The following is a 24627-nucleotide window of genomic DNA, read 5'->3' as shown; positions in this document are numbered from 1 at the left end:
TTGATATATCTGCTACATACATTTACATGTCAATAGCATGCAATTGCACCTTGCATGTATTCAGGAGCCTTCAATGCCCACACGCCACGACCATTTGCGCTCGCTGTTTGGAAAGCTCGGCAAAAGCGCCAGCCTCGCCGATGCCTTGATGCGCATCGATGCGGTGGCGCAGAACTGGCGTCGCCGCATGCACAAGCGCGAACTCGGTCGCCGGGCCCTGGCCGCGCTCGGGCTCGAGATCGATCTCGCCCAGCTCGACGTGCTGTTCGCCATTGCCGCGCCGGACTATGAGTTCGCGACCAACGCGGAAGCCGAAACAATGGTTTCAACCGTCGCCGAGCGCCTGATGATCGACCCCTCGCGGGCCAGCCGCCTCGTCGCCGAAATGGTCAATCTGGAATATGCGCGCCGCATCGCCTCCCAGCGCGATGCCCGGCGCACGATTCTGGAGCTGACCCCGGCCGGCGAGGCCATCGTCACCGCGGTGCGCAACTACAAATGGCTGCTGCTCGGCGAATTCTTCTCCGGATGGTCCGACGACGATCTGGAAAAATTCGTGCCCATGCTGGAGAGCTATTCCGATTGGATGCGCACCAGTGAAAGCAGCGAGGAAAAATTCGCCGGCGAGATCGCCGAGATGGCGCAACAGATCCGCCACATCCGCCAGGAACCGGCGGCAGCCGACAGCCGATAAAAAAGGCCGCCCCGAAGGACGGCCTTTGCAATGCGATAGAGCCGGCCTCAGCCGACGATTTCTTCGTCTTTGAAGAAATACTTGATTTCCTCGGCAGCGGTTTCGGGGGCGTCCGAGCCATGCACCGAATTTTCGCCGATCGACAGCGCGAACTCCTTACGGATCGTGCCGGGGGCGGCATCGGCCGGATTGGTGGCACCCATCACTTCGCGGTTCTTGGCGATTGCGTCTTCGCCTTCGAGCACCTGCACCACCACCGGCTCGGAGATCATGAAATCGACCAGTTCGCCGAAGAAGGGACGCTCCTTGTGCACCGCGTAGAAGCCTTCGGCCTGTTCGCGGGTCATGTGGATGCGCTTGGACGCGACGATGCGCAGGCCGGCATCTTCGAACTTGGCAATGATCTTGCCGGTGAGGTTGCGCTTGGTGGCGTCGGGCTTAATGATCGAAAAGGTGCGCTGAATGGCCATGATGGTCACTGTCCTTGATGAGAAAGCGAAGTTGGAAAGTGGCGCCTTTTAGCGTTAGTCCATGGCAGAGGCAAGACGGGCGACACCCCTGTCCTTGCCATCCAGCGCCTGCGAACGGCACCTGAAATAATGATGTTGCGCCCATCCCGCTGCAAGGCTACTCACCGCCCACCATGCTGACGATCACCAATCTCCATTACAAAATCGCCGGTCGCTCCCTGTTCGAGGGGGCTTCGGTGACTCTGCCCACCGGCTCCAAGACCGGCTTCGTGGGCAAGAACGGTTCGGGCAAGACCACCCTCTTCCAGCTGATCCAGGGATTTCTCGCGCCGGAACAGGGTTCGATCGAACTCAACAAGCGCGCCCGGATCGGCGCCGTCGCCCAGGAGGCTCCGGCCAGCGAGGTGAGCGTGCTCGACATGGTGCTCTTGGCCGACAAGGAGCGCACCGCCCTGCTGCAAGAGGCCGAAACGGCCGAGGACGCCCATCGGATCGCCGAGATCCACACCCGTCTCGCCGATATCGATGCCCACACCGCCGAGGGCCGGGCCAGTTCCATCCTCAAGGGCCTGGGCTTTTCAAACGAGCGCCAGTCAGCGCCTTGCCGTGAGCTCTCGGGCGGGTGGCGCATGCGCGTCGCCCTGGCCGGGGTGCTGTTTTCCCAGCCCGACCTGCTGCTGCTCGACGAACCGACCAACTATCTCGACCTCGAGGGCACCCTGTGGCTGGAGCGCTATCTGGCGACCTATCCCTATACGGTCTTCATGATCAGCCACGACCGCGACCTGCTCAACAAGGCTGTGACCTCGATCATCCATCTCGAACGCGGCAAACTCACCTACTACAGCGGCAATTACGACACATTTGCCGAAACGCGCCGCATGCAGATGGACCTGCAGAACAAGGCACGCGAAAAGACCCTGGGTCAGATCGAGCATATGCAGAAATTCGTCGATCGCTTCCGGGCCAAGGCGACCAAGGCCAAGCAGGCCCAGAGCCGGATCAAGGCCATCCAGAAGCTGCGGCCCCCCGAAGCGCTGTTCGACGAATATGCGGCGCCGTTCAGCTTCCAGCAGCCTAAAAAATCCCCCGCGACGCCGATGATCACCTTCGACAACGTCTCGGTGGGCTATGGCGACACGGTCATCCTCTCCCGCATCACCAATCGCATCGATCCCGATGACCGCATCGCGCTGATCGGGCCGAACGGCAACGGGAAATCAACCTTCGCCAAGCTCCTGTCGGGAGAACTGAGGCCCATGGCCGGCCAGATGCTCAAGGCCAGGACGCTCGAAGTCGCCTATTTCGCTCAGCACCAGCTCGATCATCTGAAGCCCGAACTGACCCCATACGAGCACGTCATCGACCTGATGCCGCAGGACAGCGAGGCCCGCCGCCGGGCGCGCGTGGCACAGATGGGCCTGTCGACCACGCGCATGGATACCAAGGCCAAAAATCTCTCGGGCGGAGAGCGGGCTCGCCTCCTCATGGGCCTGATCACCTTTGGCGGGCCGGGCATGCTCATCCTCGACGAGCCGACCAACCATCTCGACATCGACAGCCGCGACGCCCTCGTGCACGCACTCAACGACTACAAGGGCGCCGTCCTCATCATCTCCCACGACCGGCACCTCATCGAAGCGACCTGCGACACCTTGTGGATCGCCGAGAACGGTACGGTTACCCCGTTCGATGACGATCTCGATGGCTATCAGAGAACGCTGGTCTCCGGCTCCTCCAATGGCGGCGCCCAGGGCGGCGGCCCGGCCTCCGACCGCAAGCGCGAGCGGCAGGAAGCGGCCGCCCGACGCGCCGAACTCGCGCCATTGCGCAAGGAGATCAAGGCGATCGAGCAAAAACTTGAATGGAAGCGCAAGGACCTCGCCAAAGTCGACAAGCAGCTTGAAGACCCCGCGCTCTATTCCGGCGATCCCGACAAGGCGATCCGGCTCGGCATGGAGAAGTCCAAATTCGAGGGCGAGATCGCCACGCTCGAAGATCATTGGCTGGAAAAAAGCGCCGCCCTCGAAGACGCTCAGGCGGACTCGTAAAAAGCCATTTACAGCCATGGGGCGGGCATGATTGCTTTGGATCAAGGATCATCGCGTCCGGCATGGAGGTGCCCGATGAAGCTCAGGACGATTTTGGCCGCCATTCTCGCACTGGCCGCCCTTCCGGCCTCCGCCCAGCAACTGACCAACGCCCAGCGCAGCGCAGCGGTGGATTTCGTCCTCAACAATACCCGGCACACCATGCTCCATGAGATCGGCCATATGTTCGTCGATCAGCTCGACCTGCCGGTGCTCGGCAAGGAGGAAGACGCCGTCGATACCATGGCGACGCTCTTCATGCTGCAGAGCGAAGATCCGGCCGATTTCGTCGCCCTGCGCGATACGGTCGACGGCTGGCTGTTTTCCGAATCCACCCGTCCCTCGCGCGGCTATGTGAATTCCGATTTCTACGGCGAGCACAGCCTCGACATCCAGCGCTCCTTCGCCATTGCCTGCCTCATGGTGGGCAGCGACTATGTCGAGCACACCAGCTACGCCACGCGCGTCTCCCTGCCCATCGATCGCCAGAAGAGTTGCGCCGAAGACTATCGCATCGCCGAGAAGGGGTGGCGGTCGGTTCTCGAGCCGCACCGGCGCGGCCCCGGCATGGACGGGGCTCCCATCACCACCGCCTATCGCGACAGCAGCGGCGAATACGGCCATATCGAGGACATGCTGCGCTCGGCCGGGGTGCTGGAGATGTATGCGGACTGGGTTCGCAAGAGTTTCGTGCTGCCCAATCCCGTCACCATGACCGCCGAAACCTGCGGCGAGGTCAACGCCTTCTACGACCCCGGCGAGCGGCAGGTCATCCTCTGCTACGAATGGGTCGATTTCTTCTACGAGATGTATGTCGACGAAATCATGCCGGTGCGCGAGCATTTCGCCCTGATGCGCAAGCTCAAGCTCGAAAAGCTGGGACGCCGCGACTAGGCCCTTTTACTCCAGCGCCCCTCGGCATCCTGCTGCCAATAGGTGACGCTGTAGGTCTCGCGAAGCGCCCGCCACACGCCCCGCGCCTCGATGACGGCATCCGGATCGTGGCCGTTAAAGATATAGACCAGCCGGTCATAACCCTGCTCCGCGCGCGGGGTGGCGCGATCGACGAAGAAGCGCACGCTGGCCGCGTTGGGGTTCTGCCGCCCATCGGTCAGAATCACCGGCTGCGCCGCATCGGCATCACCGCCCATCGCCACCCCATGGGGCAGGAAGCTGTCATCGGAATAGGTCCACAGCGCTGCGTCGAGCGCCTCGACACGCTCCCGGCTGCCCACTTCGACGACCGCGCGCCAGCCCCGCTCCAGGGTTTTTTCCAGAAGGGTCGGCAGCACCTTTTCCAGGGGCCGGGTCTCGAGGTGATAGAACAGGAGATCGGTCATCGGCGATTTGTGAACGAGGCGAAAGGGTGTGCGGGCATCAAAAGTCCTGACTTGGCCGGCTCAGCATGGGCCTTCCCGGCGGCGGGGTCAACGCAATGTCGGCCTTTTGCCCTTGCGGCGATTGGGCTAGAAGGAGCAGCGACGCTGGCGCCGAAACGGAATCATGGATCGACTCGCACTCTATCTGCAACGTCAGTTCTTTGCCCAGGCGCTCACCATCTTCATCGCCGGGGGCGTCCTCATTTGGCTGATGCAATTGCTGCGGCTCTTCGATCTCGTCGCGGCCCAGGGGCAGAACCTGCTGACCCTGATGGGCCAGAGCGCCCTCACCACCCCGACCTTCGCGCGCTCGATCCTCTATGTCTGCTTTGCCATCGGCCTCGCCCGCGGGCTGCGCGCGCTGCAGGCCTCGCGCGAACTGCACACCATCCATGTGACCCAGAAGACCGGATCGCTGTGGAAGGGCATCGCCGCCTTCATCCTGATCGGCACGGCGGGCGTGACGCTGGTCACCAATATCATCGAGCCCAATGCCCGGCGCGCGTCGGCCGACTGGTCGGCCGAGATCGCCGCCGATATCGTGGGCCGCGCCCTAGTGCCGGGCCGCTTTACCCAGGTCGAGGACGGGCTGGTGTTTTCCATCTCGGCCCGCCGCAGCGACGGAACGCTTGTCGACTTCTTCTTCGACGATACCACCAACCCCACCCGGCGCACCTATTTCGCCCAGACCGCCGCCGTGTTCCAGGACGAGGACGGCTACCAGCTGGTCCTCAACAATGGCGCCATCCAGTATGAGAGCGCCGATCAGGGCAGCCTGAGCCAGATCCGCTTCACCCAATACCATATCAGCCTCGCAAGCCTCCTTGACGCGGCGGCCGTCAGCCGCGGGATCGACCAGGCCGACAGCCTCACGCTTTTTGCCCAGATCCTCTCCGGCGAGGCCACCGGCAGGACTGTCCGCACCCTGCACGAAAGGCTCGCCGATACCATCCGCACCCTGGCGCTCTGCGCCCTCGCGGCGGCCATCTGCGCTTTCCCCGATGGACGCCGCAGCGGGCGTAGCGTGCCAGTCGAACTCGTCCTGCTTCTCGTCGCCTTTGCCGAGCAGGCCGTCAGCGCCTTTTCGGGCGGCGGCGCCGCGCATTACGTCGCGCCCAGCCTGCTGCTCCTTGTTGCCGCCGCGATCTTCTACGCCCGCTTGCGCTGGGCCTTCATCCTGCCGCGCTGGAGGCGGGCGCCATGAGCCGGATCGGACGTCTCATCTGCATCCGGCTCGCCAGCCGCATCGGGCTGGTGGTGGGGATTTTCTTCGGCATCATCCTGCTCGTCGAATTCCTCGATACCGGCCGTTTCAACCAGACGGCACAACTGGCCGGGCCGTGGACGGCGACCTTCCTCGCTTTCCTGAGCGCGCTGCGCTGGAGCCTGCTCGGCCTGCCGGTGACGGTCCTGATCGGCGCCATCCTGGGGCTGATCGACCTGCACTCCAACCGCGAGATGGTCATCGCCTCGGCCTCGGGGCGCTCGATCTGGGCCCTGCTCCGCCTGCCCATCCTCATGATCCTGCTGGCTGGCGTCGTGACCACCACCGTGGTCGACAGCGTCGCCATCCGCCTCTATCAGGGCCTCGACGCCGCCCAGATCGGCTGGGGCCGCGCCTATGGCGTGCAGAATCGCGAAACCTGGTTCGATCAGACCGGCACGGACGGCAATTTCAAGCTGTTCGCGCGCAACGTCTATGGCCAGGGGACCGACCTTTCCGACGTGACCGTGCTGCGCTACAGTCCCGAGCGGATCAACGGCACCCGCATTCATGCCGAACGCGCGCAGCTCGAGGCCGGGCAATGGCGACTCACCAATGGCGTGCTCCTCGATATCGACACGCCGCCCCGGCCGTTTTCCGAACTGACCATTCCCACTGATGCAAGGGCCTCCGAACTCAGCCTGCAACTGGGGACCGCTGAGGACATGTCGTGGTTCACCTTGCGCACGGCACTGCGCAACGGGATCGGCGATCCCTTCGCGCGGGCGGCGGCCGAAACGCGTTTCCAGAAGCTCAATGCCATGCCCTTCGTCCTTGTGGGCTCCTTGCTGATTGCGTTTGCCTTTACCGCCGGTTATCGAAGAGCGGGGCATTATGGATTCACGATCGTCCAGGGCATCGCCCTGGGTCTGTTTATATTCTTGATCACGGAAATGGCCGACCGGGCTGGGTCGGCCGGTGTCCTCGATCCGATTGCTGCGGCATGGGGGCCGGCCCTCATTGCCATTGTCATCGGGCTTACCGTGATCCTGCGTAGGGAAGATGGGCGCGTTTGATGACCAAACCACCCTTTGGGAAAACCGTTGTCCGTCAAACCCTGCTCGGCGGAGTGGCCACTGCGATTCTGCTGGCCCTGTCCCCTTCCGCTGCTGCGCAACAGATCATTCCGGCCAATTTCTTTTCCCAGATTCCTTCGGGCGCCGCGGGCCAGATGGCCGTCGCCGCCGATACGCTGGTCTTCAACGAGACCAATGACACCGTTGTCGCCAACGGCAATGTGGGCATCAGCTTCGAAGGCTTTCGCGCCACGGCCGACCGGGCCGTCTACCATCAATCCTCCGGCCGGGTGGAACTGATCGGCAACGTCGCCGTCGTCGATCCCGACGGGATCGAATATGTAGCCGACCGGGTCGAGCTGGAAGACGGCTTCCGGGAAGGCTTCATCCAGTCCCTCACCGCCGCTTTCCCTGACGGGAGCCATTTTTCCGCCGCCAGCACGCGGTTCAGAGAAGGCGTGCAGAGGGTTTTCGACGATGGCACCTATGCCCCCTGCGGCACATGCATCGACGCCAACGGCAACCGCATCGGCTGGTCGATCAAGGCGGCGCGGATCATCACCGACGAAGCCGAACGGGTGATCTATTTCGAGCAGCCCTCGCTGCAACTGCTCGGCCATACGGTCGTTTCGCTGTCCCATCTCACCCTCTCCACCGACGAGGGGCTGGACCTGCCGATCCTCAGCTATGACCGCAAATATGGCGTCGGCATCTCCCTGCCCTTCTTCACCTATCCAGTGGCCGATGGGCGCCTCGCGCTGACCCCGTCGATCTACACCAATCAGGGCGTCGGCCTCTCGGTCGACTGGCAGCAGGAAATCGGCGCACTGCGCTATGGTGTGGCGACTTCGGGCGTCTATCAGCTCAATCCCGACGCCTACCGCACCGATGCCGGCGTCGACACCCTTGGCGCACGGAAGGTGCGCGGCGCGCTGCAGACGAGCGGGGCCTTCACCGGGCTCGAGACCTGGACCCTGGGCTGGTCCTACACCGCCTTCACCGATCCCGGCTATCTGGTCGACTACCGCATCGCGTCCGACGACTTCCAGACCAACGAGATCTATGCCCGCCATCTCGATGGCGACACCTATGCCGATATCCGCATCGAGCAATTCGTCCCGGTCGATGACGATTATACCAGCTGGGCCCAGTACGACGCCGATTCCGACCGGCAGGCCCTCACCCATCCCAATGCCGAATTCGACCGGGTGATCGAATTGGGCGACGATGCGGGACGGATCGAGCTCGCCGGGCGGCTGCTGGGGCTGTCGCGGGCCGCCGACCATACCGGATCGGGCTATGTGTTCGGCCATGAGGGGCAGTCCGTCCACGCCATGATGCAGGCGAGCTGGACCAACCAGTATATCGTGCCCGGCGGATTTGCCGTGACCCCCTATCTGGGGCTGCGCGGCGACGGCGCCAGCTATGATGGCGCCAGCACCCATCCGGGCGCACCGGCCGCGCAAACCCTCTTTTCGGCCACCCCGATCGCAGCGCTCGACGTCCGTTATCCGCTGATGGCGCGCACCAGCGGCGCGACCACGGTCATCGAACCGATCGCACAATTGGTTTATCGCGGCGGACCGACAGACCCCGGCATCATCAACAACGATTCCCAGAGCCTCGTCCTCGATACGGCGAGCCTGTTCGATTACGACCGTTTTGGCGGCAGCGACCGGCAGGAGACCGGCCTCAAATCCAATGTCGGCGCGATGCTGACCACGAGTTTCGACGCGGGCGGCTGGCTCACCGCCGCCCTGGGGCAATCCTATCACCTCGCCGGCCCCAACGGGGTGGCGAGCGGTGACGGCTCGCCCGCCGGGTTGGGCAGCAGTCTCGATCGGCCCGCGTCTTTCGTCGTCGGCAGTCTCGAAGCCGGTTATGGCGGCCTCTCCGGCGGCGCCCGCGTCCAGTTCGATCCCGAGACCGGGGCGTTTCCCGCGGTCAATGGGCGGCTTTCGGCATCGGTCGATGGCTATTCCCTGTCAGGCACCTATGCCTGGGCAGGTCCGGTTCCGGCCCTGGGCGTGACCGAGAGCCGCCAGGATATCGGCGTCGAGCTCGGCATTCCCGTCGCCGACTACTGGACGGTGAGGACCGGCGTGTCCTACGATCTCATCGGCGACGAATTGATCAAGACCACGGCCTCCGTGGAATATGACGACCGGTTTCTCGCCTATGGCATTGGCGCGCGCTTCAACGGGCCGGTCGGCAATTGGGCCGACGACTTCGCCGTCGCCGTCCAATTCCGCCTGAGCACCGCCGGCACGCGCAACGTGGCCGGATTCGATTACGACTTCGGCGAGGATTGAGGTTTTCCCTGCCGAATTTGGCCGTATTTGTGATAGAGGACGGGCAAGGACTTTGCCTCGGGAGCAGACAATGATGAGACAGTGGCTCGGAATGCGGACGGCTGGCCTGTGCCTCGCGCTTGGCTTCGTGCTGATGGCATTCGCCGTACAGGCCCAGACGGTTCGGGTGACCGTGAATGGCGTCCCGATCACCGACCAGCAGATCGCCGAGCGCGCCCAGTTGCTGCGCATCGAGGGCCAGGGCGGCAATCGCACCCAGCTTGCCACCGAGCAGTTGATCGAGGATCAGGTCAAGCTCGCCGAGGCGCAGCGGATCGGCGTATCGGTCAGCGATCAGCAGGTCGAGTCCGCTTTCGCCAACATCGCCTCCAACATGCGCTCGAGTTCGGCCAATCTCACCAATCTCCTGACGCAGAACGGTGTGAATCCCCAGGCGCTCAAGGACCGGCTGCGGGCCGCCCTTGCCTGGCAGCAGGTGGTGCAGCAGGTGCTGCGCGGCCGTATCCAGCTTTCCGAGCTCGACCTCGAAATGCAGGCCGCCCAGCAGGTCACGGCTGCGATGAATTTCGACTATATTCTCAAGGAAGTCCTGTTCGTGATCCCGCAGGGGTCGGGCATTTCCGCCTCGCGCCGGACGGCGGAGGCGAACCAGTACCGCAACCGGTTCGCCGGCTGCGATGCCGCCGTTGACCTCGCCATCCAGTTCACCGACGCGGCCGTTCGCGATGTGGGCCGCCGTCACGCCACCCAGTTGCCGGAAGCGCTGGCGCGCGAATTGGCCGGGCTGACCGTCGGGCAGATTTCCTCGCCCCGCGTCGTCGATGGCGGCGTCTCGATGATGGCGATCTGCGAGAAGGCGGAAGCGCGCGACCTCACCTTCCTCACCGAGCAGTTGCGTCAGGAAGAAGGCTCTGATGCGTTGCAGACCGAGGCGGAAGCCTATCTCCAGCGCCTGATGGCCGCCGCCAACATCACCCGCCGCTGATGCGCAAGGGCCCGGCGCTCCCACTCGCCATTTCTATGGGCGAACCGGCGGGAGTCGGGCCCGATCTCATCCTGCAGCTCTATGCCGACCGGCAATCCCTGGGATTGCCGGTGTTCGGCGTCTTCGGACATGCCGGCTTCCTCGCGCAACGGGCCCGCCGCCTGGGGCTGGATATAAGAATCGAGCCGGTCACGGCAGAAGAGGTGGTTTCGGCCTTCGACACCGCCCTGCCCGTCATCGCCATCGACGGCGATGTGGAGGATACGCCCGGCACGCCCGATCCCAATGCCGCGCCGGTCGTCGTGGGCGCCATCGCCCGCGCCGTGGAGGCCATCGAGGACGGAGCGTTCCGCGGCCTCGTCACCGCGCCGATCCACAAGGCGGTTCTGTATGGAGCCGGGTTCGAATATCCCGGCCACACTGAATTCCTCGCCGCCCTCTGCGATGCACCCCTGCCGGTAATGATGCTGGCCCATGAGGATCTGCGCACTGTCCCGCTGACCATTCACATTCCCTTGGCCGACGTCCCCCGGGCGATCACCCGGGATCTCATCTGCGACACGGTGCGGATCGTCGCTCGCGACCTCGCGACCCGTTTCCGTGTTGCATCCCCCCGCATCGCGATCGCCGGCCTCAACCCCCATGCTGGCGAGGATGGAACGATCGGACGCGAGGAGGTGGAGACCATCGCCCCCGCCCTCGACCGGCTCCGCGCAGAAGGCCTCGATATCGTCGGACCACTGTCCGCAGATACGCTCTTTTACCCGCCATATTGGCGCAAATACGACTGCATAATCGCCATGTTTCACGATCAGGCGCTCATTCCCATCAAGACCATCGCCTTCGATTCCGGGGTCAACGTGACCCTCGGCCTTCCCATCGTCCGCACCTCGCCCGACCACGGTACGGCCTTTTCCCTGGCCGGAACCGGCACCGCTTCGCCCAATTCCCTCCTGGCCGCCATCCGCATGGCGGACGCCATCGCATGAGCCCCATCGATAGCCTTCCCCCCTTGCGCGAGGTCATCGCCGAGCACGGTCTGCGTGCCAAAAAGGAACTGGGCCAGAATTTCCTGCTCGATCTCAATCTCACCGCCCGCATAGCCCGCAGCGCCGGAGATTTGTCGCAGGTCACGGTGATCGAGGTCGGCCCCGGTCCGGGCGGGCTGACGCGCGCCCTGCTCGCGGCGGGCGCCAGAAAAGTCGTGGCCATAGAACGCGATGACCGCACCATGCCCGCCCTGGCCCAGATCGCGGAGGCCTATCCGGGGGGGCAGCTGGAGGTCATCGCCGCCGACGCCCTGGAGGTGGACTATGCGGCACTGGCGGATGGCCGCACGAAGATCGTGGCGAATCTCCCCTACAATATCGCCACGCCTCTTCTGACCGGCTGGCTTTCCCAGGAGCCCTGGCCCGCCTGGTTCGAAAGCCTCACGCTCATGTTCCAGCGTGAAGTCGCCGAACGCATCGTCGCGCGCCCCGAGGACAAGGCCTATGGCCGGCTGGGCGTCTTGGCCGGCTGGCGGAGCGAGGCCAGAATCGTCATGAACCTCGATCGCAACGCCTTCACACCGCCCCCCAAGGTCACCTCATCGGTGGTCCATCTCGTGCCCCGACCGGTGGATGGCGACGTGCCCGTGCGCGCAGTGGAGGAAGTCACGCGCCATGCCTTCGGACAACGCAGGAAGATGATCCGCCAGAGCCTCAAGGGGCTTGGCGTGCCGCTGGACGCCCTGTTTGCCATGACCGGACTCAAGGGGGACGAGCGTGCCGAAACCCTGCCGGTTCCCACCTATATCGCTCTGGCGCGCGCCGTCGCCCGTCTCAGAGATTAGGCAAGCGCGTCGATCTGCACCTTGAGGTCTTCGACGAAACCGTCGAGCCGCGTCTGCCGTCCGCGCTGCAGGCGCGCCGCGGCGAGAATGGAGCGCACCATCTGGACCGACTGCTCGAGATCCTCATTGACCAGCACATAATCGTATTCCGAATAGTGCTCCATCTCCTTGCGCGCATTGCGCAATCGCTTTTCGATGGTGCCGGAGCTGTCCTGCGCCCGACGCTCCAGCCGTGCGCGCAACTCAGCGATCGAGGGCGGCAGGATGAACACCGTCACCATGTCCTCGCGGCAGTTCTCGTAGAGCTGCAGCGTGCCCTGATAATCGATGTCGAACAGGATATCCTTGCCTGTCGAAAGCCGTTCCTCGACCTTGGAACCCGGCGTACCGTAATAATTGCCGTGGACCTCGGCCCATTCGAGCAGGTCGCCGGCTTCGCGCATCTTCTCGAAAGCCGGCACGTCGATGAAATGGTAATGCGTGCCGTCGATCTCGTCGGTACGCCGCGCCCGCGTCGTGACGGACACCGAAAGGCGGATATTGGGATCCTGTGCGAACAAGGCACGGGAAATCGACGACTTGCCGGCTCCCGACGGCGAAGCGATCACCAGCATGACGCCACGGCGTTCGAAATCCATCATATCGGCGTCTGTCCCTGCCCTGCTGCCGCCAGACCTATTCGAGGTTCTGGACCTGCTCCCGTAACTGATCGATCACCGCCTTGAGGTCAAGGCCGATGGCGGTGAGACTCACATCATTGCTTTTCGAACACAACGTATTGGCCTCGCGGTTGAATTCCTGCGAGAGGAAGTCGAGCTTGCGCCCCACCGGCCCCCCGCGAGCGAGAAGGTCCCGCGCGGCCTTCACGTGAGCCGTGAACCTGTCGAGTTCCTCGGCGATATCGGCCTTGGTGGCAAGAATGAGGGCTTCCTGATGCAGCCGGTCCTCATTCAAGCCGCGCTCGGCGTCCAGAAGGCTGACGACCTGTTCGCGCAGGCGGCCCAATATCGCCTCGCGCGTCCGGGCGGGATGCTGCCGCGCCGCCTCGGCCAAGGCCTCGATCTCATCGATCCTCGCCCCCAGTATTGCACCGATGCGCTGACCTTCGTCCTGCCGCGCCTCGACAAGGGCATTGAGCGCCACCTTGGCGCAATCGAGGATTGCCGCGTTGAGGTGGAGTTCCTCGGCCGGCGTCAAGGCCTGCTCCTCGACTTCCATGACCCCCTTGAGGCCCAATATGGCTTCGATGGACGGTTTTCTGGCGTCGAGGCGGCGTGAGAGCGTGTCGATGACCGACAATACGCTTTCGAGAGCAACCTCGTCGATCACTGGGCGCGCCGCGCTATTGTGGCGCTGAACGGTGAGAAACACCGAGACCGAGCCCCGGGTGATCCGCTCGGCAATAAGCCGCCGCAGGTCGCCATCAAGCATGTCATAGCCGGGACTAAGCCGCATGCGGATGTCGAGGCCGCGGCCGTTGACCGACTTGATCTCGCAGGTGATCGTGCAGTTCTCGGCCTGGGCGCTCGCGCGGCCAAAGCCCGTCATCGAGGAAAGAGGCTGCCCCATCGGCTTTACTCTGCCTCGCCTTCAGCCGGCGTTTCGCTCGGGGCGTCGCCCACTTCAGCGGCTTCCTCGGCAGCCAGCGCATCCATCTCGGCTTGCGCCTCCGCATCGGCGGCGTCCTGAGCCGCCTGCCGCTCGATCGCCCGGTAAGCGGCGACATTTTGCAGGTGCTCGGCATAGGATTCGGCGAACACGTGACCATCCGAGGGTACCGCGCCCTTGGCGACGAAATAGAGATAGTCGTGCGCGTCGGGATGGGCGACCGCGCGCAGGGACTCGATGCCGGGATTGGCGATTGGGCCAGCCGGCAAGCCGTCGATCTGATAGGTGTTGTAAGGCGTGACCTGGTCGATCTCCGAGCGGCGCAGGCCGCGGCCGAGGGCGCTCTGGCCCAGCGTGATGCCATAGATGATGGTGGGATCGGACTGCAAACGCATGCCCACGCGCAGACGGTTGACGAACACGGCGGCAACCTGTGGCCGCTCGCTGGCCAGGCCCGTTTCGCGCTCGACGATGGAGGCGAGGATCACGAGATCCGCCGGGGTTTCGATCGGAAGGTCGGCCTGCCTGCCCTCCCAGACCTCGGCGACCGCGGCGTCCATTGCGGCGGTCATGGTCTCGATCACCGACTGCCGCGAATCGCCGCGGCGATAGGAATACGCTCCCGGCAGGAGCGATCCTTCCGGCGGCAGCACGTCGATATTGCCGGTCAGCTCCGGATCGGCATTGACGCGCTCCACCACCTGCCAGGATGTGAAGCCCTCGGGGATGACCACCTGATGCTGGATCGGGGTCCCCTCGGTCAGTTCGCGAATGATGTCGTGCATCGAGGCGTTGGCGGCAATGTTGAATTCGCCGGCCCGCAGATTGTCGCCGCGGCGCAGCAACCGCGAGCCATAGTTGAAGACGTCGGCGTTGGAGACGAACCCTTGCTCCTCGAGCCGCTGCGCCACAGTCGCCAGCACATTGCCAGGTTCGACGACGAATGTTCGCTCCTGATCGGAAGGGCCCTCGCCGTTAAAGACCGTTATCCCATAGACGAACAAGGCTCCGATGCCGAGCAAGGCGAGCAGCACCAGGGTCAGCAGACCGTTGAGCGCTTCGAAAAATCCGTTGGAAGAGCTGCGCTTCTTACGTTTGCGATCGGCCATGCGGTCGTGCTCCGTCCCGTAGGTCGCGGGCTTTTCCGCCCGTTAATCCGTGTGAATCACGCCGGGCAAACCGCCGACGCCGCGCCCATATGCTCCAACAATCCCGGCAAAAACAAGTGCCAAGCGTCGCAAGGTGGGGCGCTGGTTCAGCCGACCTTGCGGAATATCAGCGAGGCATTCGTGCCGCCAAAGCCGAACGAATTCGACAGAACGACGTCGATCTGCTTTTTCACCGGCGTGTGCGGAGCCAGATCGATTACCGTCTCGACCGATGGATTGTCGAGATTGATGGTCGGCGGCGCTATATTGTCGCGCATGGCAAGCAGCGAAAAAATCGCTTCCACGGCGCCGGCAGCTCCCAGGAGGTGTCCGACGGCCGATTTGGTCGAACTCATGACCACCGAACCGGCCGCATCTCCCAGAAGGCGGGTTACGGCGCCCAGTTCGATCTCGTCGCCCAGCGGGGTCGATGTGCCATGGGCATTGATATAATCGATATCGGATGGGGCGAGGCCAGCCCGCTTGATCGCCGCGGACATCGACCGGAACCCGCCATTGCCGTCTTCGGCCGGGGCTGTGATGTGATGCGCGTCGCCCGACAGGCCGTAGCCGATCACCTCGCCATAGATATGCGCTCCGCGCGCCTTGGCGTGCTCATATTCTTCGAGGACGACAATGCCGGCCCCCTCGCCCATGACGAAGCCGTCGCGGTCCTTGTCATAGGGGCGCGAGGCCTTTTCCGGAGTCTCGTTAAATCCGGTCGAAAGAGCGCGGCAGGCGGCAAACCCAGCCAAGGAAAGCCGATTAACCGGCGATTCGGCGCCGCCGGCCACCATGACATCGGCGTCCCCCAGCATGATCAGCCGGGCCGCATCGCCAATGGCATGCGCGCCGGTGGAGCAGGCGGTGACCACCGAATGGTTCGGCCCCTTGAGGCCGTGCTCGATCGAGACATAGCCCGAGGCGAGATTGATCAGCCGGCCGGGAATAAAAAAGGGACTGATACGGCGCGGGCCTTTTTCGGCCAAGGTGATCGAGGCGTCATAAATGCCCCCGATGCCGCCAATGCCCGAGCCGATGAGAACGCCGGTGCGTTCCTGCTGTTCGAGAGTTTTGGCCTCGTATCCCGAGTCCCGCAGGGCCTGGGTCGATGCGGCCATGGCAAAGACGATGAAGGGATCGACCTTGCGCTGTTCCTTGGGTTCCATCCAGTCGTCGGGGTTGTATTTCCCCTCCGCCGTCTCCCCCATCGGAATCCGGCAGGCGATCTGACAGGGCAGATCGTCTACCTGGAAGTCTGTGACGCGCTGCGCGCCGCTCTTGGAAGCCAGAATATTGGACCAGACAACCTCATGGCCGACGCCAAGGGGGCTGACGATGCCAAGGCCGGTAACGACGACGCGACGCATACTCATATCCTGTCGACGACCGGCTTACGCGGTGGCCTTGGTCAGGAAGGCGACCGCATCGCCAAACGTCTGGATGGACTCGGCGGCATCGTCGGGGATTTCCACGCCGAATTCTTCCTCGAAGGCCATGACCAGCTCAACCTGATCGAGCGAGTCGGCGCCCAGATCGTCCATGAAGCTGGCCTTTTCGGTGACCTTGTCGGCTTCAACGTTGAGGTGTTCCACCACGATCTTACGGACGCGATCTTCGATATCGCTCATGCTGTCTTCCTTTTTTACAGACTGGAGTTCGTGTTTAACGCATTGGTTCAAGGCAGCTATGGGTTTCACCTTGCGGCTCTTGCTGCCCGATGACCGGAATTTCAAGGTTTTCCGCGCTTGTTTCCGCCCGGCCAGCCACAATGTGCCGGCGCAATTATCACACTTTGTTGGGCATGACCATATCGCCAAAGCAGCCGGAAGCAAGCTCTTTTGCCGCGCTAGATCATCACCATGCCGCCGTTGACGTTCAAAGTATGACCGGTGATGTAGGCCGCTCCTTCACTGGCAAGGAACACGGCGCAGGCCGCAACTTCCTCGGCCGTTCCGAGCCTGCCGGCCGGAACCTTCTGAAGAATGGCTTCATGCTGCTTTTCGTTCAATTCGTCGGTCATGGCCGAGGAAATGAAGCCCGGAGCAATGGTGTTGACGGTAATGCCGCGGCTGGCGACTTCATAGGCGAGCGACTTCGACATGCCGGCAAGCCCGGCCTTGGAAGCGGCATAATTGCCCTGCCCCGGATTTCCCACCACCCCCACCACGGAAGTGATCGAGATGATGCGGCCGAAGCGGCGTTTCATCATCCCCTTGATGGCGGAACGGGTCAGGTGGAACGGCGCCGAGAGATTGATCTTGAGCACATCGTCCCACTCTTCATCCTTCATGCGCATGAAGAGATTGTCGCGCGTCATGCCGGCATTGTTGACGAGGATGTCGACGCTGCCCATCGCCTCTTCCGCCTGGGGCACGAGGCGATCGACGGCATCGAGGTCGGAGAGATTGCACGGCAGGACATGGGCCTTGCCGATGATGTCCTTGGCGACGTCCTCGAGCGCGCCCACGCGGGTGCCGCTGAGGGCCACTTCTGCCCCCTGCTTGGCCAGCGCCTTGGCAATGGCGCTGCCGATGCCGCCGCTGGCGCCGGTTACGAGGGCTCGCTTGCCGGAAAGATCGAACATGATGGGACTTCTTTCACTTCTGGGGTTTCAGCCGCGCGCCGCGAGAAAGGCGTCGATATCGGCAGGCGTGCCGATGGCTTGCGCGGTTACGTCCTTGTTGATCCGCTTTGCGAGGCCGGTCAGCACCTTGCCGGTGCCGATTTCAAGGCACTGGCCGACGCCGCCCTCACCGGAGAGCCACGCCACCGATTCCGTCCAGCGCACCATGCCGGTCACCTGCTCGACCAGGCGGCGGCGGATATCCGCCGGATCGGTGATGGGCGCCGCCAGGACGTTCGCCACCAGCGGCACCACCGGCGCCTGCATCGCGACGGCCGCAAGAGCCGCCTCCATGGCCTCGGCGGCTGGCTGCATCAGCGCGCAATGGAAGGGAGCGCTGACCGGAAGCGGGAGCGCCCGCTTGGCGCCCTTTTCCTTGGCCAGGTCGATGGCGCGCTCAACCGCGCCGACATGCCCGGAAACCACGACCTGGCCCGGCGAATTGTCATTAGCGACGTCGCACACCGATCCCTCGCCGGCCGCGTTGGCGATCGCGCGCACATCATCCATCTCGAGGCCGAGAATGGCGGCCATGGCGCCCTGCCCGACCGGAACGGCCTGCTGCATGGCCCGGCCGCGGGTCTGGAGCAGACGGGCCGTATCCGCGAGAGAAAACGTGCCGGCGGCGCACAGGGCCGAATATTCGCCCAGCGAATGACCCGCCACATAGCTGGCCGCCTCGGCGATGGAAACGCCATTGGCTTCCAGGACGCGCACGACCGCCATCGACGCGGCCATGAGGGCCGGTTGCGCGTTTTCGGTCAACCGGAGCGAATCGTCGGGCCCCTCGAACATGATCTCGGAAAGTGCCAGGCCCAGGGCATCGTCGACCTCCTCGAACACCGCCCGCGCCTCTGGATAGGCTTGAGCCAGATCGCGCCCCATGCCGACGACCTGACTGCCCTGGCCGGGAAATGTAAAAGCAGGTTTGCTCATGAGACCTCGTGCATTCCTTGTGTGCCGTTGCAGCAATTTGAACCGGCGGCACACCGATTGGCAAGCGCGCCGATGCGGCGCTTTGGCGGCGAGGTGCCTCCAAATTCGGGTCAAGTCAAGGCAACCATGCCGGAGGCGGCATCTTATCCTGTGGGCGGGCGAGCCCGGCCCGATCGGAATCAGGGTCGGGGGAACCAGCCCAATCCTTGAGGAAATCCTTGCATTCCCGTGCCGCCCGATATAGATCACCCCAGCATTCGTTTGGCCGGGGGCTGAACGGAGGGTTGTCGGCATGCCGGCAATGGATCGTCAGTGCAAGTGATCCGGCCTCCCGTGTTCCCGCTCTTTAGTAGAACCTTTGTTGCCTTTCCATGGGCTGCAAAGAGGCTCCGCGTCGGCGATGCAAGTGAATCTGGAAAAGAGAAAGGCATTCCATGCCCCTTTACGAACACATCTTTCTGTCGCGGCAGGACGTTTCCGCGCAGCAGGTGGAAGACCTGACCAAGACCTATACCGACCTTTTGGTCGAAAACGGCGGCAAGGTCGCCAATTCGGAATATTGGGGCGTCAAGTCCCTGTCCTACCGCATCAACAAGAACCGCAAGGCGCACTACACCCTGCTCAACATCGACGCTCCGGCCGCCGCCGTAGCCGAGATGGAACGCCAGATGCGCATCAACGAAGACGTGCTGCGCTTCATGACCATCCGCGTCGACGAGCATGAAGAAGGCCCATCCGTGATGATGCAGAAGCGCGACCGCGACGACCGTCCGGGCGGCGATCGCCCCCGTGGCCCCCGCCGGTTCTAAGGAGCAGATGAGTTATGGCTATTCGTGATCTTACCCAGTCCCAGACCCGTCGCCCGTTCCAGCGCCGCCGCAAGACCTGCCCGTTCTCGGGCGCCAACGCGCCGCGGATCGACTACAAGGACATCCGCCTTCTGCAGCGCTACGTTTCCGAGCGCGGCAAGATCGTGCCTTCGCGCATCACCGCCGTTTCGGCCAAGAAGCAGCGTGAACTGGCCCGCGCCATCAAGCGCGCCCGCTTCCTGGGCCTTCTGCCCTACGCGGTGAAATAAGCGGATTTGCAATCCGCTGCGTTGGGCGCCCGAATGGTTCGGGCGCTCTAACCGCTCCGTCGGCGTCTCCAAAACAGGAAACGCGCTCGAGGCGGAGCTGGGACAGCATTTGGAGAACTGAAATGAAAGTCATCCTTCTCGAACGTATCGGACGTCTCGGCACCATCGGTGACGAGGTCAACGTCAAGGACGGATTCGCCCGCAACTTCCTCTTGCCGCAGGGCAAGGCGCTGCGTGCTTCCGACGCCAACCGCGCCAAGTTCGAAGCGCAGCGTCAGGTGATCGAGGCCCGCAACGCGGAACGCCGTTCGGAAGCCGAAAAGATCGCCTCCGATCTCGACGGCAAAGCCATCGTCATGGTGCGTCAGGCCGGTGAAACCGGCCAGCTCTATGGTTCGGTTTCGGCCCGCGACATTGCCGATGCCCTGGTGGCCGATGGCGAAAACGTCGAGCGCAGCCAGGTCGATCTGGCCGGCCCCATCAAGACCGTGGGCCTGCATATCGTTCCGCTCGTCCTGCATGCCGAAGTCTCGGTCAACGTCACTATCAATGTCGCCCGCTCCGCCGATGAAGCCGAGCGCCAGGCCGCTGGTGAAGATCTCAGCCGCAAGGACTACAACGACGAGGCGGAACCCTTCGTTTCCCTCGCCGATGTCGACGAGGAAGACCTCGAAGACGATCGCGGCAGCGAAACCGCCGAGGCCGCCGAAGAAGCCGAGCGTCAGGAAGACGCGTAAGCGATCTCCTTCGCCTGAAATTCAAGGCCGGGCCACGTGCCCGGCCTTTTGTTTTCCCCGGACTTGTCCATCCCTTTCCACAGGCGCAAAATAGCTGCTGGATGGCGCCGAATCTATAAGCGTGCATTGAAGTGTGCGCTGCAGCGTTTATGACAGAGACGCCAATCACCCACGTTCACGCAGATCGATCACGATGGAAGCCGCTAGGCGCCTGACGCCCGTCCCGACTGAACCCGAAGCAAAATACAAGATGGCCCCGCACAATATCGAGGCCGAGCAAGCTCTGCTGGGCGCGATTCTGGTCAACAACGAGGCGTTCTATCGGGTTTCGGACTTCCTCGAACCGACTCATTTTTACGAGCCCATCCACCGCGAGATCTTCGAGGTCGGCGGCAAGATCATCCGCGCCGGCAAGACTGCCACCCCTGTTACCGCCAAGACATATTTGCCCGACGACCTGCTCGAGGGCGTCACCATGGCGCAATACCTTGCGCGGCTGGCGGCCGAAGCCACCACTGTCCTCAACGCCGCCGACTATGGCCAAACGATCTATGACCTGGCCATCCGCCGCAACCTGATCCTGATCGGCGAGGAGGTGATGGACACCGCCTATAACGCCGATGTTGAGACTTCGGCCCAGAAGCAGATCGAGGAAGCCGAAAAGCGCCTGTTCGATCTGGCTGAAAAAGGCCGCTATGACGGAGGCTTCCAGGGTTTCAATCAGGCACTGATCGAAGCCATCAACATGGCGGGCGAAGCCTATTCGCGCGACGGGTCGCTCTCGGGCACCGCCACCGGGCTCACCGATCTCGATCGCCTGATGGGCGGATTGCAGCGCAGCGACCTGATCATCCTCGCCGCCCGTCCCGCCATGGGCAAGACGTCGCTGGCGACAAACATCGCCTTCACGGTCGCCAAGGCCTACAAGGCCGAGCCGACCCCCGACGGGCATATGAAGACCGTCAATGGCGGCATCGTGGGGTTCTTCTCGCTCGAAATGAGCGCCGAACAGCTCGCCACCCGTATTCTTGCCGAACAGGCGGAGATTTCGTCCTCGGACATCAGGCGCGGCAATATCCACGAAAGCCAATACGCCAAGCTGGTCGATACTTCCAACCTGATGGCCCAGGTGCCGCTCTATATCGACGATACCGGCGGCATTTCCATCGCCCAGCTTGCAGCGCGCGCCCGCCGCTTGAAGCGGCAAAAGGGTCTCGATCTGCTGATCGTCGACTATCTGCAGCTGCTGTCCGGCTCCAAGAAAGCCGGCGAGAACCGCGTGCAGGAACTCACCGAGATCACCACCGGCCTCAAGGCGCTGGCCAAGGAGCTCGAGGTGCCGATCATCGCCCTCTCTCAGCTATCGCGTCAGGTGGAATCACGTGAGGACAAGCATCCGCAGCTCGCCGACCTGCGCGAATCAGGCTCGATCGAACAGGACGCCGACGTGGTGCTGTTCGTCTATCGCGAGGAATATTACCTCGGCAACAAGGAGCCCAAGGAAGGCACCCAGGAGCATCTCGAATGGCAGGCCGAGATGGAAAAGGTGCATGGAAGGGCCGAAGTGATCATCGCCAAGCAGCGCCACGGCCCCACCGGAACAGTGCAATTGCATTTCCAGGCCAATCTCACCCGCTTTTCCAATCTGGCCCGGGAAGACTATCTACCCACGCGACAGGAGTAAGCCGCCGCCTGCTTGTCCATGCACACGATTTCGCGTTACCTCCAGACTGGCGAATGGGAATCAGTGGGCCGACATGACGGGTTCTAGGACAATACTTGGCGGCGGCATCACCATCGACCTCGACGCCATCGTGCGCAACTGGAAGGCGCTCGATACTGTCTCGGGTAAGGCCCTGACCGGCGCCGTTCTCAAAGCCGACGCATATGGAACCGGCGCCAAGGTGGTTGGGCAGGCGCTCTACAAGGCCGGCGCCCGGTTCTTTTTCGTCGCGACGCCCGATGAAGGCGTCGCCCTGCGCAAGGCCTTGCCGCAGGCGTTCATTTTCGTTCTCGATGGGCTCGTGCCGCGCACCGCCAGGGACTATGCCGCTCACGGCCTGATGCCCGTGCTCGCCTCCATGAGCCAATTGACCGAATGGCTCGACTTCTGCCTCAACCAGGGCAAGGCCGAACCCGCCGCGCTGCATTTCGATACCGGATTCAACCGCGTCGGCTTTCGCATGAACGAGGCCGAAATGGTCAAGCGCGAACTCGAGCAGTCGGGCTTCGAGCCGCAGATGATCATGAGCCATTTCGCCTGTGCCGACCAACCCACCCACGAAATGACCCGCAAGCAGAACGGGCTGTTCCAGGGGGTGCTGAACCTGTTTCCGGATGTGCCGGCCTCCCTCGCCAATTCGGCGGGGCTCATGGCGTCCAAGGACTATCATTATCACATGGTGCGTCCCGGCATCTCCATGTATGGCGGACGCGCCATCAATGGGCGCCCCAACCCCATGGCCGGTGTCATTTCCATGCACGTGCCCATCCTGCAGATCAAGGACGCGCGGATCGGGGAGACGGTCGGCTATGGCGCGGCCTATCGCCTGCGGCGCGATTCCCGCCTTGCCATCATGGCCCTAGGCTATGCCGACGGCTTTTTCCGCTCCCTCTCGGGGATTGGCGGACAGATCGGAGGACGCGTGGCGATCAATGGCCGGACGGTTCCGGTGCTGGGCCGCGTTTCCATGGACATGTCGGTGATCGACATCACCGATGTCGAAGGCCTGGTGCAGCCGGGAGACCTGGTCGAAGTGCTGGGCCCCACCATCGGCATCGATGACGTCGCCGACGCGGCCCGCACCATCGGATACGAGATCCTCACCACCTTGAACGGCCGGTTCCCCCGCGGCTATGTCAACGTCCCCGATGGGGTATCGCTGGACTAAGTTCCTCTTTTGTTCCAGATGTGCTAGCTGTAGCCTCTCTACGTCCTCCAGCGAGTCGGTATCGGTTTGGCCAAGATCAAGACCAGCTATATCTGCCAGTCCTGCGGCAATGTCACCCCGCGCTGGGGCGGGCGCTGCGAAGCCTGCGGCGAGTGGAACACCATTGTCGAGGAGGTCTCCTCCTCCGGCGTAGGCGCCGGGCCCAAAGCCGCCATCGCGTCGGGCCGGCCGGTCGAGCTTGTGCCGCTTTCGGGCGAGAGTGAACAGGCCGTCCGCATCGTTTCGGGCAATGGCGAACTCGACCGCGTGCTGGGCGGCGGCTTCGTCATGGGATCGGCCATCCTCGTAGGCGGCGACCCGGGCATCGGCAAATCCACCCTGCTGCTGCAGGCCGCGGCGGCGCTGGCGCGTCAGGGCAAGCGCGTGGTCTATATTTCCGGCGAGGAGGCCATCGCGCAGGTGCGGCTGCGGGCCAGCCGGCTGGGGGTCGCCGACGCCCCGGTCGAACTGGCCAGCGAAACCCATGTGGAGACCATTCTCGCCACCGTCGAGAAGGGCAAGGCCCCCGATCTGGTCATCATCGACTCGATCCAGACCTGCTGGACCGAACGCATCGATTCCGCGCCCGGCACGGTGACCCAGGTGCGCACATCGGCCCAGGCGCTGACGCGCTTTGCAAAGAAGTCCGGCGCCGCAGTTGTGCTGGTCGGTCATGTGACCAAGGATGGCCAGATCGCCGGCCCACGGGTCGTCGAACATATGGTCGACGCCGTGCTCTATTTCGAGGGCGATACCTCGCTCACCTATCGCATCCTGCGCGGCGTCAAGAACCGCTACGGCGCGACCGACGAGATCGGCGTCTTCGAAATGGTTGGATCGGGGCTGCGCGAAGTGCCCAATCCATCCGCCCTTTTCCTCGACCAGCGCGATTCCGGAGCGGCGGGTTCGGCGGTCTTTGCCGGTGTCGAAGGCACGCGGCCGGTGCTCGTCGAAATCCAGGCGCTCGTCGCCCCCTCGCCCCTGGGAACCCCCCGGCGCGCCGTGGTGGGCTGGGATTCCTCGCGCCTCTCCATGGTACTGGCCGTCCTGGAAACCCGATGCGGGGTGCGGATCGGCGCCAACGACATCTATCTCAACGTGGCCGGGGGATTGAAGGTCAACGAGCCGGCGGCCGATCTCGCTGTGGCCGCGGCCCTGATCTCTTCCCTGACCAATGCTCCCCTCCCCGCCGACGCCGTCTATTTCGGCGAAGTCAGCCTTTCGGGCGGTATCCGCCCCGTGGTGCACGCCAATCTGCGGGTGCGGGAAGCGGCTAAGCTGGGTTTCGGTTCGGTGCATACCGCAAAGCTCAACGCCGCCGACCGGACGGACGGCGTCGCGCTCAATGAATTCTCCGCTCTTGCCGAACTGGTGGGCCGGATCGCGGCCGGAGGCGATCGCGGCGTAGCGGAAGGCGATGGGGTCGACTGACAGCCCTATACTCTTGTGGAAGATGAAACGTCTCTGCCCTCGCCGCTTGGCATTGCCATAATTAGTCGTTAGGGCATGAAGCATTGGGG

General features: G+C 63.5%; 24 protein-coding genes. 15 read left to right on the top strand and 9 right to left on the bottom strand.

Translation table 11 applies throughout. From position 1 onward, the window contains the following. The first annotated feature begins 73 nt into the window (after window positions 1-73). Window positions 74-694, top strand: coding sequence for a MarR family winged helix-turn-helix transcriptional regulator (locus DVH29_RS04900; RefSeq protein WP_199562522.1), 621 nt, complete (start codon window positions 74-76; stop codon window positions 692-694). Window positions 695-741: 47 nt separating this feature from the next. On the opposite strand, the gene ndk is transcribed toward DVH29_RS04900, so the two are convergent. Continuing rightward, a complete protein-coding gene (ndk, locus tag DVH29_RS04895) occupies window positions 742-1164 on the bottom strand; it encodes a nucleoside-diphosphate kinase (RefSeq protein ID WP_114645072.1) in 423 nt (140 codons plus the stop codon). Window positions 1165-1337: 173 nt separating this feature from the next. Here ndk and DVH29_RS04890 point away from each other — a divergent pair, with 173 nt between their 5' ends. Both DVH29_RS04890 and DVH29_RS04885 read left to right on the top strand, forming a co-directional pair. Further along, window positions 1338-3215, top strand: a complete 1878-nt coding sequence (locus DVH29_RS04890) for an ABC-F family ATP-binding cassette domain-containing protein (RefSeq protein WP_114645034.1) — start codon at window positions 1338-1340, stop codon at window positions 3213-3215. A 75-nt stretch (window positions 3216-3290) separates the two neighbouring features. Continuing rightward, complete coding sequence (locus tag DVH29_RS04885) at window positions 3291-4148, top strand: DUF4344 domain-containing metallopeptidase (RefSeq protein ID WP_158541563.1); 858 nt, start codon at window positions 3291-3293, stop codon at window positions 4146-4148. Here the strand turns inward: DVH29_RS04885 and DVH29_RS04880 are convergent. Then, window positions 4145-4594: a DNA polymerase III subunit chi gene (locus DVH29_RS04880; RefSeq protein ID WP_114645032.1), complete on the bottom strand. Its 450-nt coding sequence runs from the start codon at window positions 4592-4594 to the stop codon at window positions 4145-4147. The two genes, DVH29_RS04885 and DVH29_RS04880, sit on opposite strands and share 4 nt — an antisense overlap. Window positions 4595-4757: 163 nt before the next feature. Between DVH29_RS04880 and DVH29_RS04875 the strand changes: the two genes are divergently transcribed. From DVH29_RS04875 to rsmA, 6 genes are all read left to right on the top strand, one after another. Beyond that, a complete protein-coding gene (locus tag DVH29_RS04875; protein ID WP_114645031.1) occupies window positions 4758-5837 on the top strand; it encodes an LptF/LptG family permease in 1080 nt (359 codons plus the stop codon). Continuing rightward, on the top strand, window positions 5834-6913 hold the full coding sequence (locus DVH29_RS04870) for an LptF/LptG family permease (RefSeq protein WP_114645030.1): 1080 nt from the start codon (window positions 5834-5836) through the stop codon (window positions 6911-6913). The genes DVH29_RS04875 and DVH29_RS04870 overlap by 4 nt, the downstream gene beginning before the upstream one ends. 53 nt (window positions 6914-6966) lie before the next feature. Then, on the top strand, window positions 6967-9225 hold the full coding sequence (locus DVH29_RS04865; protein ID WP_158541562.1) for an LPS-assembly protein LptD: 2259 nt from the start codon (window positions 6967-6969) through the stop codon (window positions 9223-9225). Window positions 9226-9295: 70 nt separating this feature from the next. Then, window positions 9296-10210, top strand: coding sequence for a peptidylprolyl isomerase (locus tag DVH29_RS04860; protein WP_114645028.1), 915 nt, complete (start codon window positions 9296-9298; stop codon window positions 10208-10210). Continuing rightward, window positions 10210-11199 (top strand): 4-hydroxythreonine-4-phosphate dehydrogenase PdxA, encoded by a 990-nt coding sequence (gene pdxA, locus DVH29_RS04855; RefSeq protein WP_114645027.1) that lies wholly within the window; start codon window positions 10210-10212, stop codon window positions 11197-11199. The genes DVH29_RS04860 and pdxA overlap by 1 nt, the downstream gene beginning before the upstream one ends. Next, the gene (rsmA, locus tag DVH29_RS04850; RefSeq protein ID WP_114645026.1) at window positions 11196-12044 is read left to right on the top strand and encodes a 16S rRNA (adenine(1518)-N(6)/adenine(1519)-N(6))-dimethyltransferase RsmA; all 849 of its coding nucleotides are present in this window, start codon (window positions 11196-11198) and stop codon (window positions 12042-12044) included. The genes pdxA and rsmA overlap by 4 nt, the downstream gene beginning before the upstream one ends. Here rsmA and gmk read toward each other — a convergent pair. From gmk to fabD, 7 genes are all read right to left on the bottom strand, one after another. Next, window positions 12041-12685 carry a guanylate kinase gene (gene gmk, locus DVH29_RS04845; protein ID WP_114645025.1) on the bottom strand — a complete coding sequence of 215 codons (645 nt, stop codon included), beginning with the start codon at window positions 12683-12685 and terminating at the stop codon, window positions 12041-12043. The genes rsmA and gmk overlap by 4 nt on opposite strands. Before the next feature lie 34 nt (window positions 12686-12719). Beyond that, on the bottom strand, window positions 12720-13613 hold the full coding sequence (locus DVH29_RS04840; RefSeq protein WP_114645024.1) for a YicC/YloC family endoribonuclease: 894 nt from the start codon (window positions 13611-13613) through the stop codon (window positions 12720-12722). 5 nt (window positions 13614-13618) lie between these two features. Continuing rightward, window positions 13619-14761: an endolytic transglycosylase MltG gene (gene mltG / locus DVH29_RS04835; protein WP_114645023.1), complete on the bottom strand. Its 1143-nt coding sequence runs from the start codon at window positions 14759-14761 to the stop codon at window positions 13619-13621. Window positions 14762-14907: 146 nt separating this feature from the next. Further along, window positions 14908-16170, bottom strand: coding sequence for a beta-ketoacyl-ACP synthase II (gene fabF, locus DVH29_RS04830; protein WP_114645022.1), 1263 nt, complete (start codon window positions 16168-16170; stop codon window positions 14908-14910). Window positions 16171-16194: 24 nt separating this feature from the next. Next, complete coding sequence (locus DVH29_RS04825; RefSeq protein WP_090595791.1) at window positions 16195-16431, bottom strand: acyl carrier protein; 237 nt, start codon at window positions 16429-16431, stop codon at window positions 16195-16197. 218 nt (window positions 16432-16649) lie between these two features. After that, window positions 16650-17387 (bottom strand): 3-oxoacyl-[acyl-carrier-protein] reductase, encoded by a 738-nt coding sequence (gene fabG / locus DVH29_RS04820; protein WP_114645021.1) that lies wholly within the window; start codon window positions 17385-17387, stop codon window positions 16650-16652. A gap of 27 nt (window positions 17388-17414) precedes the next feature. Continuing rightward, entirely contained in the window at window positions 17415-18362 is a 948-nt protein-coding gene (fabD, locus tag DVH29_RS04815) for an ACP S-malonyltransferase (RefSeq protein ID WP_114645020.1), read from the bottom strand. Window positions 18363-18796: 434 nt separating this feature from the next. On the opposite strand from fabD, the gene rpsF reads away from it, so the two are divergent. The 6 genes from rpsF (at window position 18797) to radA (ending at window position 24538) form a co-directional block, all read left to right on the top strand. After that, window positions 18797-19171 carry a 30S ribosomal protein S6 gene (gene rpsF, locus DVH29_RS04810; RefSeq protein ID WP_114645019.1) on the top strand — a complete coding sequence of 125 codons (375 nt, stop codon included), beginning with the start codon at window positions 18797-18799 and terminating at the stop codon, window positions 19169-19171. Between the two features lie 14 nt (window positions 19172-19185). Further along, window positions 19186-19440, top strand: coding sequence for a 30S ribosomal protein S18 (rpsR, locus tag DVH29_RS04805; protein WP_439331611.1), 255 nt, complete (start codon window positions 19186-19188; stop codon window positions 19438-19440). Between the two features lie 122 nt (window positions 19441-19562). After that, window positions 19563-20177 (top strand): 50S ribosomal protein L9, encoded by a 615-nt coding sequence (gene rplI / locus DVH29_RS04800; protein WP_114645018.1) that lies wholly within the window; start codon window positions 19563-19565, stop codon window positions 20175-20177. A gap of 193 nt (window positions 20178-20370) precedes the next feature. Then, complete coding sequence (locus tag DVH29_RS04795; protein WP_114645017.1) at window positions 20371-21861, top strand: replicative DNA helicase; 1491 nt, start codon at window positions 20371-20373, stop codon at window positions 21859-21861. A 73-nt stretch (window positions 21862-21934) separates the two neighbouring features. After that, on the top strand, window positions 21935-23068 hold the full coding sequence (gene alr, locus DVH29_RS04790; RefSeq protein WP_114645016.1) for an alanine racemase: 1134 nt from the start codon (window positions 21935-21937) through the stop codon (window positions 23066-23068). A gap of 66 nt (window positions 23069-23134) precedes the next feature. Further along, a complete protein-coding gene (gene radA / locus DVH29_RS04785; protein ID WP_114645015.1) occupies window positions 23135-24538 on the top strand; it encodes a DNA repair protein RadA in 1404 nt (467 codons plus the stop codon). Window positions 24539-24627: the final 89 nt, after the last annotated feature.

Origin of the sequence: Pelagibacterium lacus (genome assembly GCF_003345525.1) — a bacterium.
Taxonomy (GTDB): Bacteria; Pseudomonadota; Alphaproteobacteria; order Rhizobiales; family Devosiaceae; genus Pelagibacterium; species Pelagibacterium lacus.
The sequence above is the reverse complement of the archived record's forward strand: the minus strand, read 5'-3'. Positions and strand labels throughout refer to the sequence as shown.

Excerpts from the sequence above, each read along its gene's own strand:
- rplI (WP_114645018.1), top strand. The coding sequence starts at position 19,563 with ATGAAAGTCATCCTTCTCGAACGTATCGGACGTCTCGGCACCATCGGT.
- DVH29_RS04880 (WP_114645032.1), bottom strand. The coding sequence starts at position 4,594 with ATGACCGATCTCCTGTTCTATCACCTCGAGACCCGGCCCCTGGAAAAG.
- pdxA (WP_114645027.1), top strand. The coding sequence starts at position 10,210 with ATGCGCAAGGGCCCGGCGCTCCCACTCGCCATTTCTATGGGCGAACCG.
- DVH29_RS04870 (WP_114645030.1), top strand. The coding sequence starts at position 5,834 with ATGAGCCGGATCGGACGTCTCATCTGCATCCGGCTCGCCAGCCGCATC.
- DVH29_RS04875 (WP_114645031.1), top strand. The coding sequence starts at position 4,758 with ATGGATCGACTCGCACTCTATCTGCAACGTCAGTTCTTTGCCCAGGCG.
- alr (WP_114645016.1), top strand. The coding sequence starts at position 21,935 with ATGACGGGTTCTAGGACAATACTTGGCGGCGGCATCACCATCGACCTC.
- rpsR (WP_439331611.1), top strand. The coding sequence starts at position 19,186 with ATGGCTATTCGTGATCTTACCCAGTCCCAGACCCGTCGCCCGTTCCAG.
- DVH29_RS04795 (WP_114645017.1), top strand. The coding sequence starts at position 20,371 with ATGGAAGCCGCTAGGCGCCTGACGCCCGTCCCGACTGAACCCGAAGCA.
- fabD (WP_114645020.1), bottom strand. The coding sequence starts at position 18,362 with ATGAGCAAACCTGCTTTTACATTTCCCGGCCAGGGCAGTCAGGTCGTC.
- DVH29_RS04885 (WP_158541563.1), top strand. The coding sequence starts at position 3,291 with ATGAAGCTCAGGACGATTTTGGCCGCCATTCTCGCACTGGCCGCCCTT.
- DVH29_RS04860 (WP_114645028.1), top strand. The coding sequence starts at position 9,296 with ATGATGAGACAGTGGCTCGGAATGCGGACGGCTGGCCTGTGCCTCGCG.
- DVH29_RS04900 (WP_199562522.1), top strand. The coding sequence starts at position 74 with ATGCCCACACGCCACGACCATTTGCGCTCGCTGTTTGGAAAGCTCGGC.
- DVH29_RS04840 (WP_114645024.1), bottom strand. The coding sequence starts at position 13,613 with ATGGGGCAGCCTCTTTCCTCGATGACGGGCTTTGGCCGCGCGAGCGCC.
- ndk (WP_114645072.1), bottom strand. The coding sequence starts at position 1,164 with ATGGCCATTCAGCGCACCTTTTCGATCATTAAGCCCGACGCCACCAAG.
- fabG (WP_114645021.1), bottom strand. The coding sequence starts at position 17,387 with ATGTTCGATCTTTCCGGCAAGCGAGCCCTCGTAACCGGCGCCAGCGGC.
- mltG (WP_114645023.1), bottom strand. The coding sequence starts at position 14,761 with ATGGCCGATCGCAAACGTAAGAAGCGCAGCTCTTCCAACGGATTTTTC.
- rpsF (WP_114645019.1), top strand. The coding sequence starts at position 18,797 with ATGCCCCTTTACGAACACATCTTTCTGTCGCGGCAGGACGTTTCCGCG.
- fabF (WP_114645022.1), bottom strand. The coding sequence starts at position 16,170 with ATGCGTCGCGTCGTCGTTACCGGCCTTGGCATCGTCAGCCCCCTTGGC.
- DVH29_RS04890 (WP_114645034.1), top strand. The coding sequence starts at position 1,338 with ATGCTGACGATCACCAATCTCCATTACAAAATCGCCGGTCGCTCCCTG.
- rsmA (WP_114645026.1), top strand. The coding sequence starts at position 11,196 with ATGAGCCCCATCGATAGCCTTCCCCCCTTGCGCGAGGTCATCGCCGAG.
- gmk (WP_114645025.1), bottom strand. The coding sequence starts at position 12,685 with ATGATGGATTTCGAACGCCGTGGCGTCATGCTGGTGATCGCTTCGCCG.
- DVH29_RS04825 (WP_090595791.1), bottom strand. The coding sequence starts at position 16,431 with ATGAGCGATATCGAAGATCGCGTCCGTAAGATCGTGGTGGAACACCTC.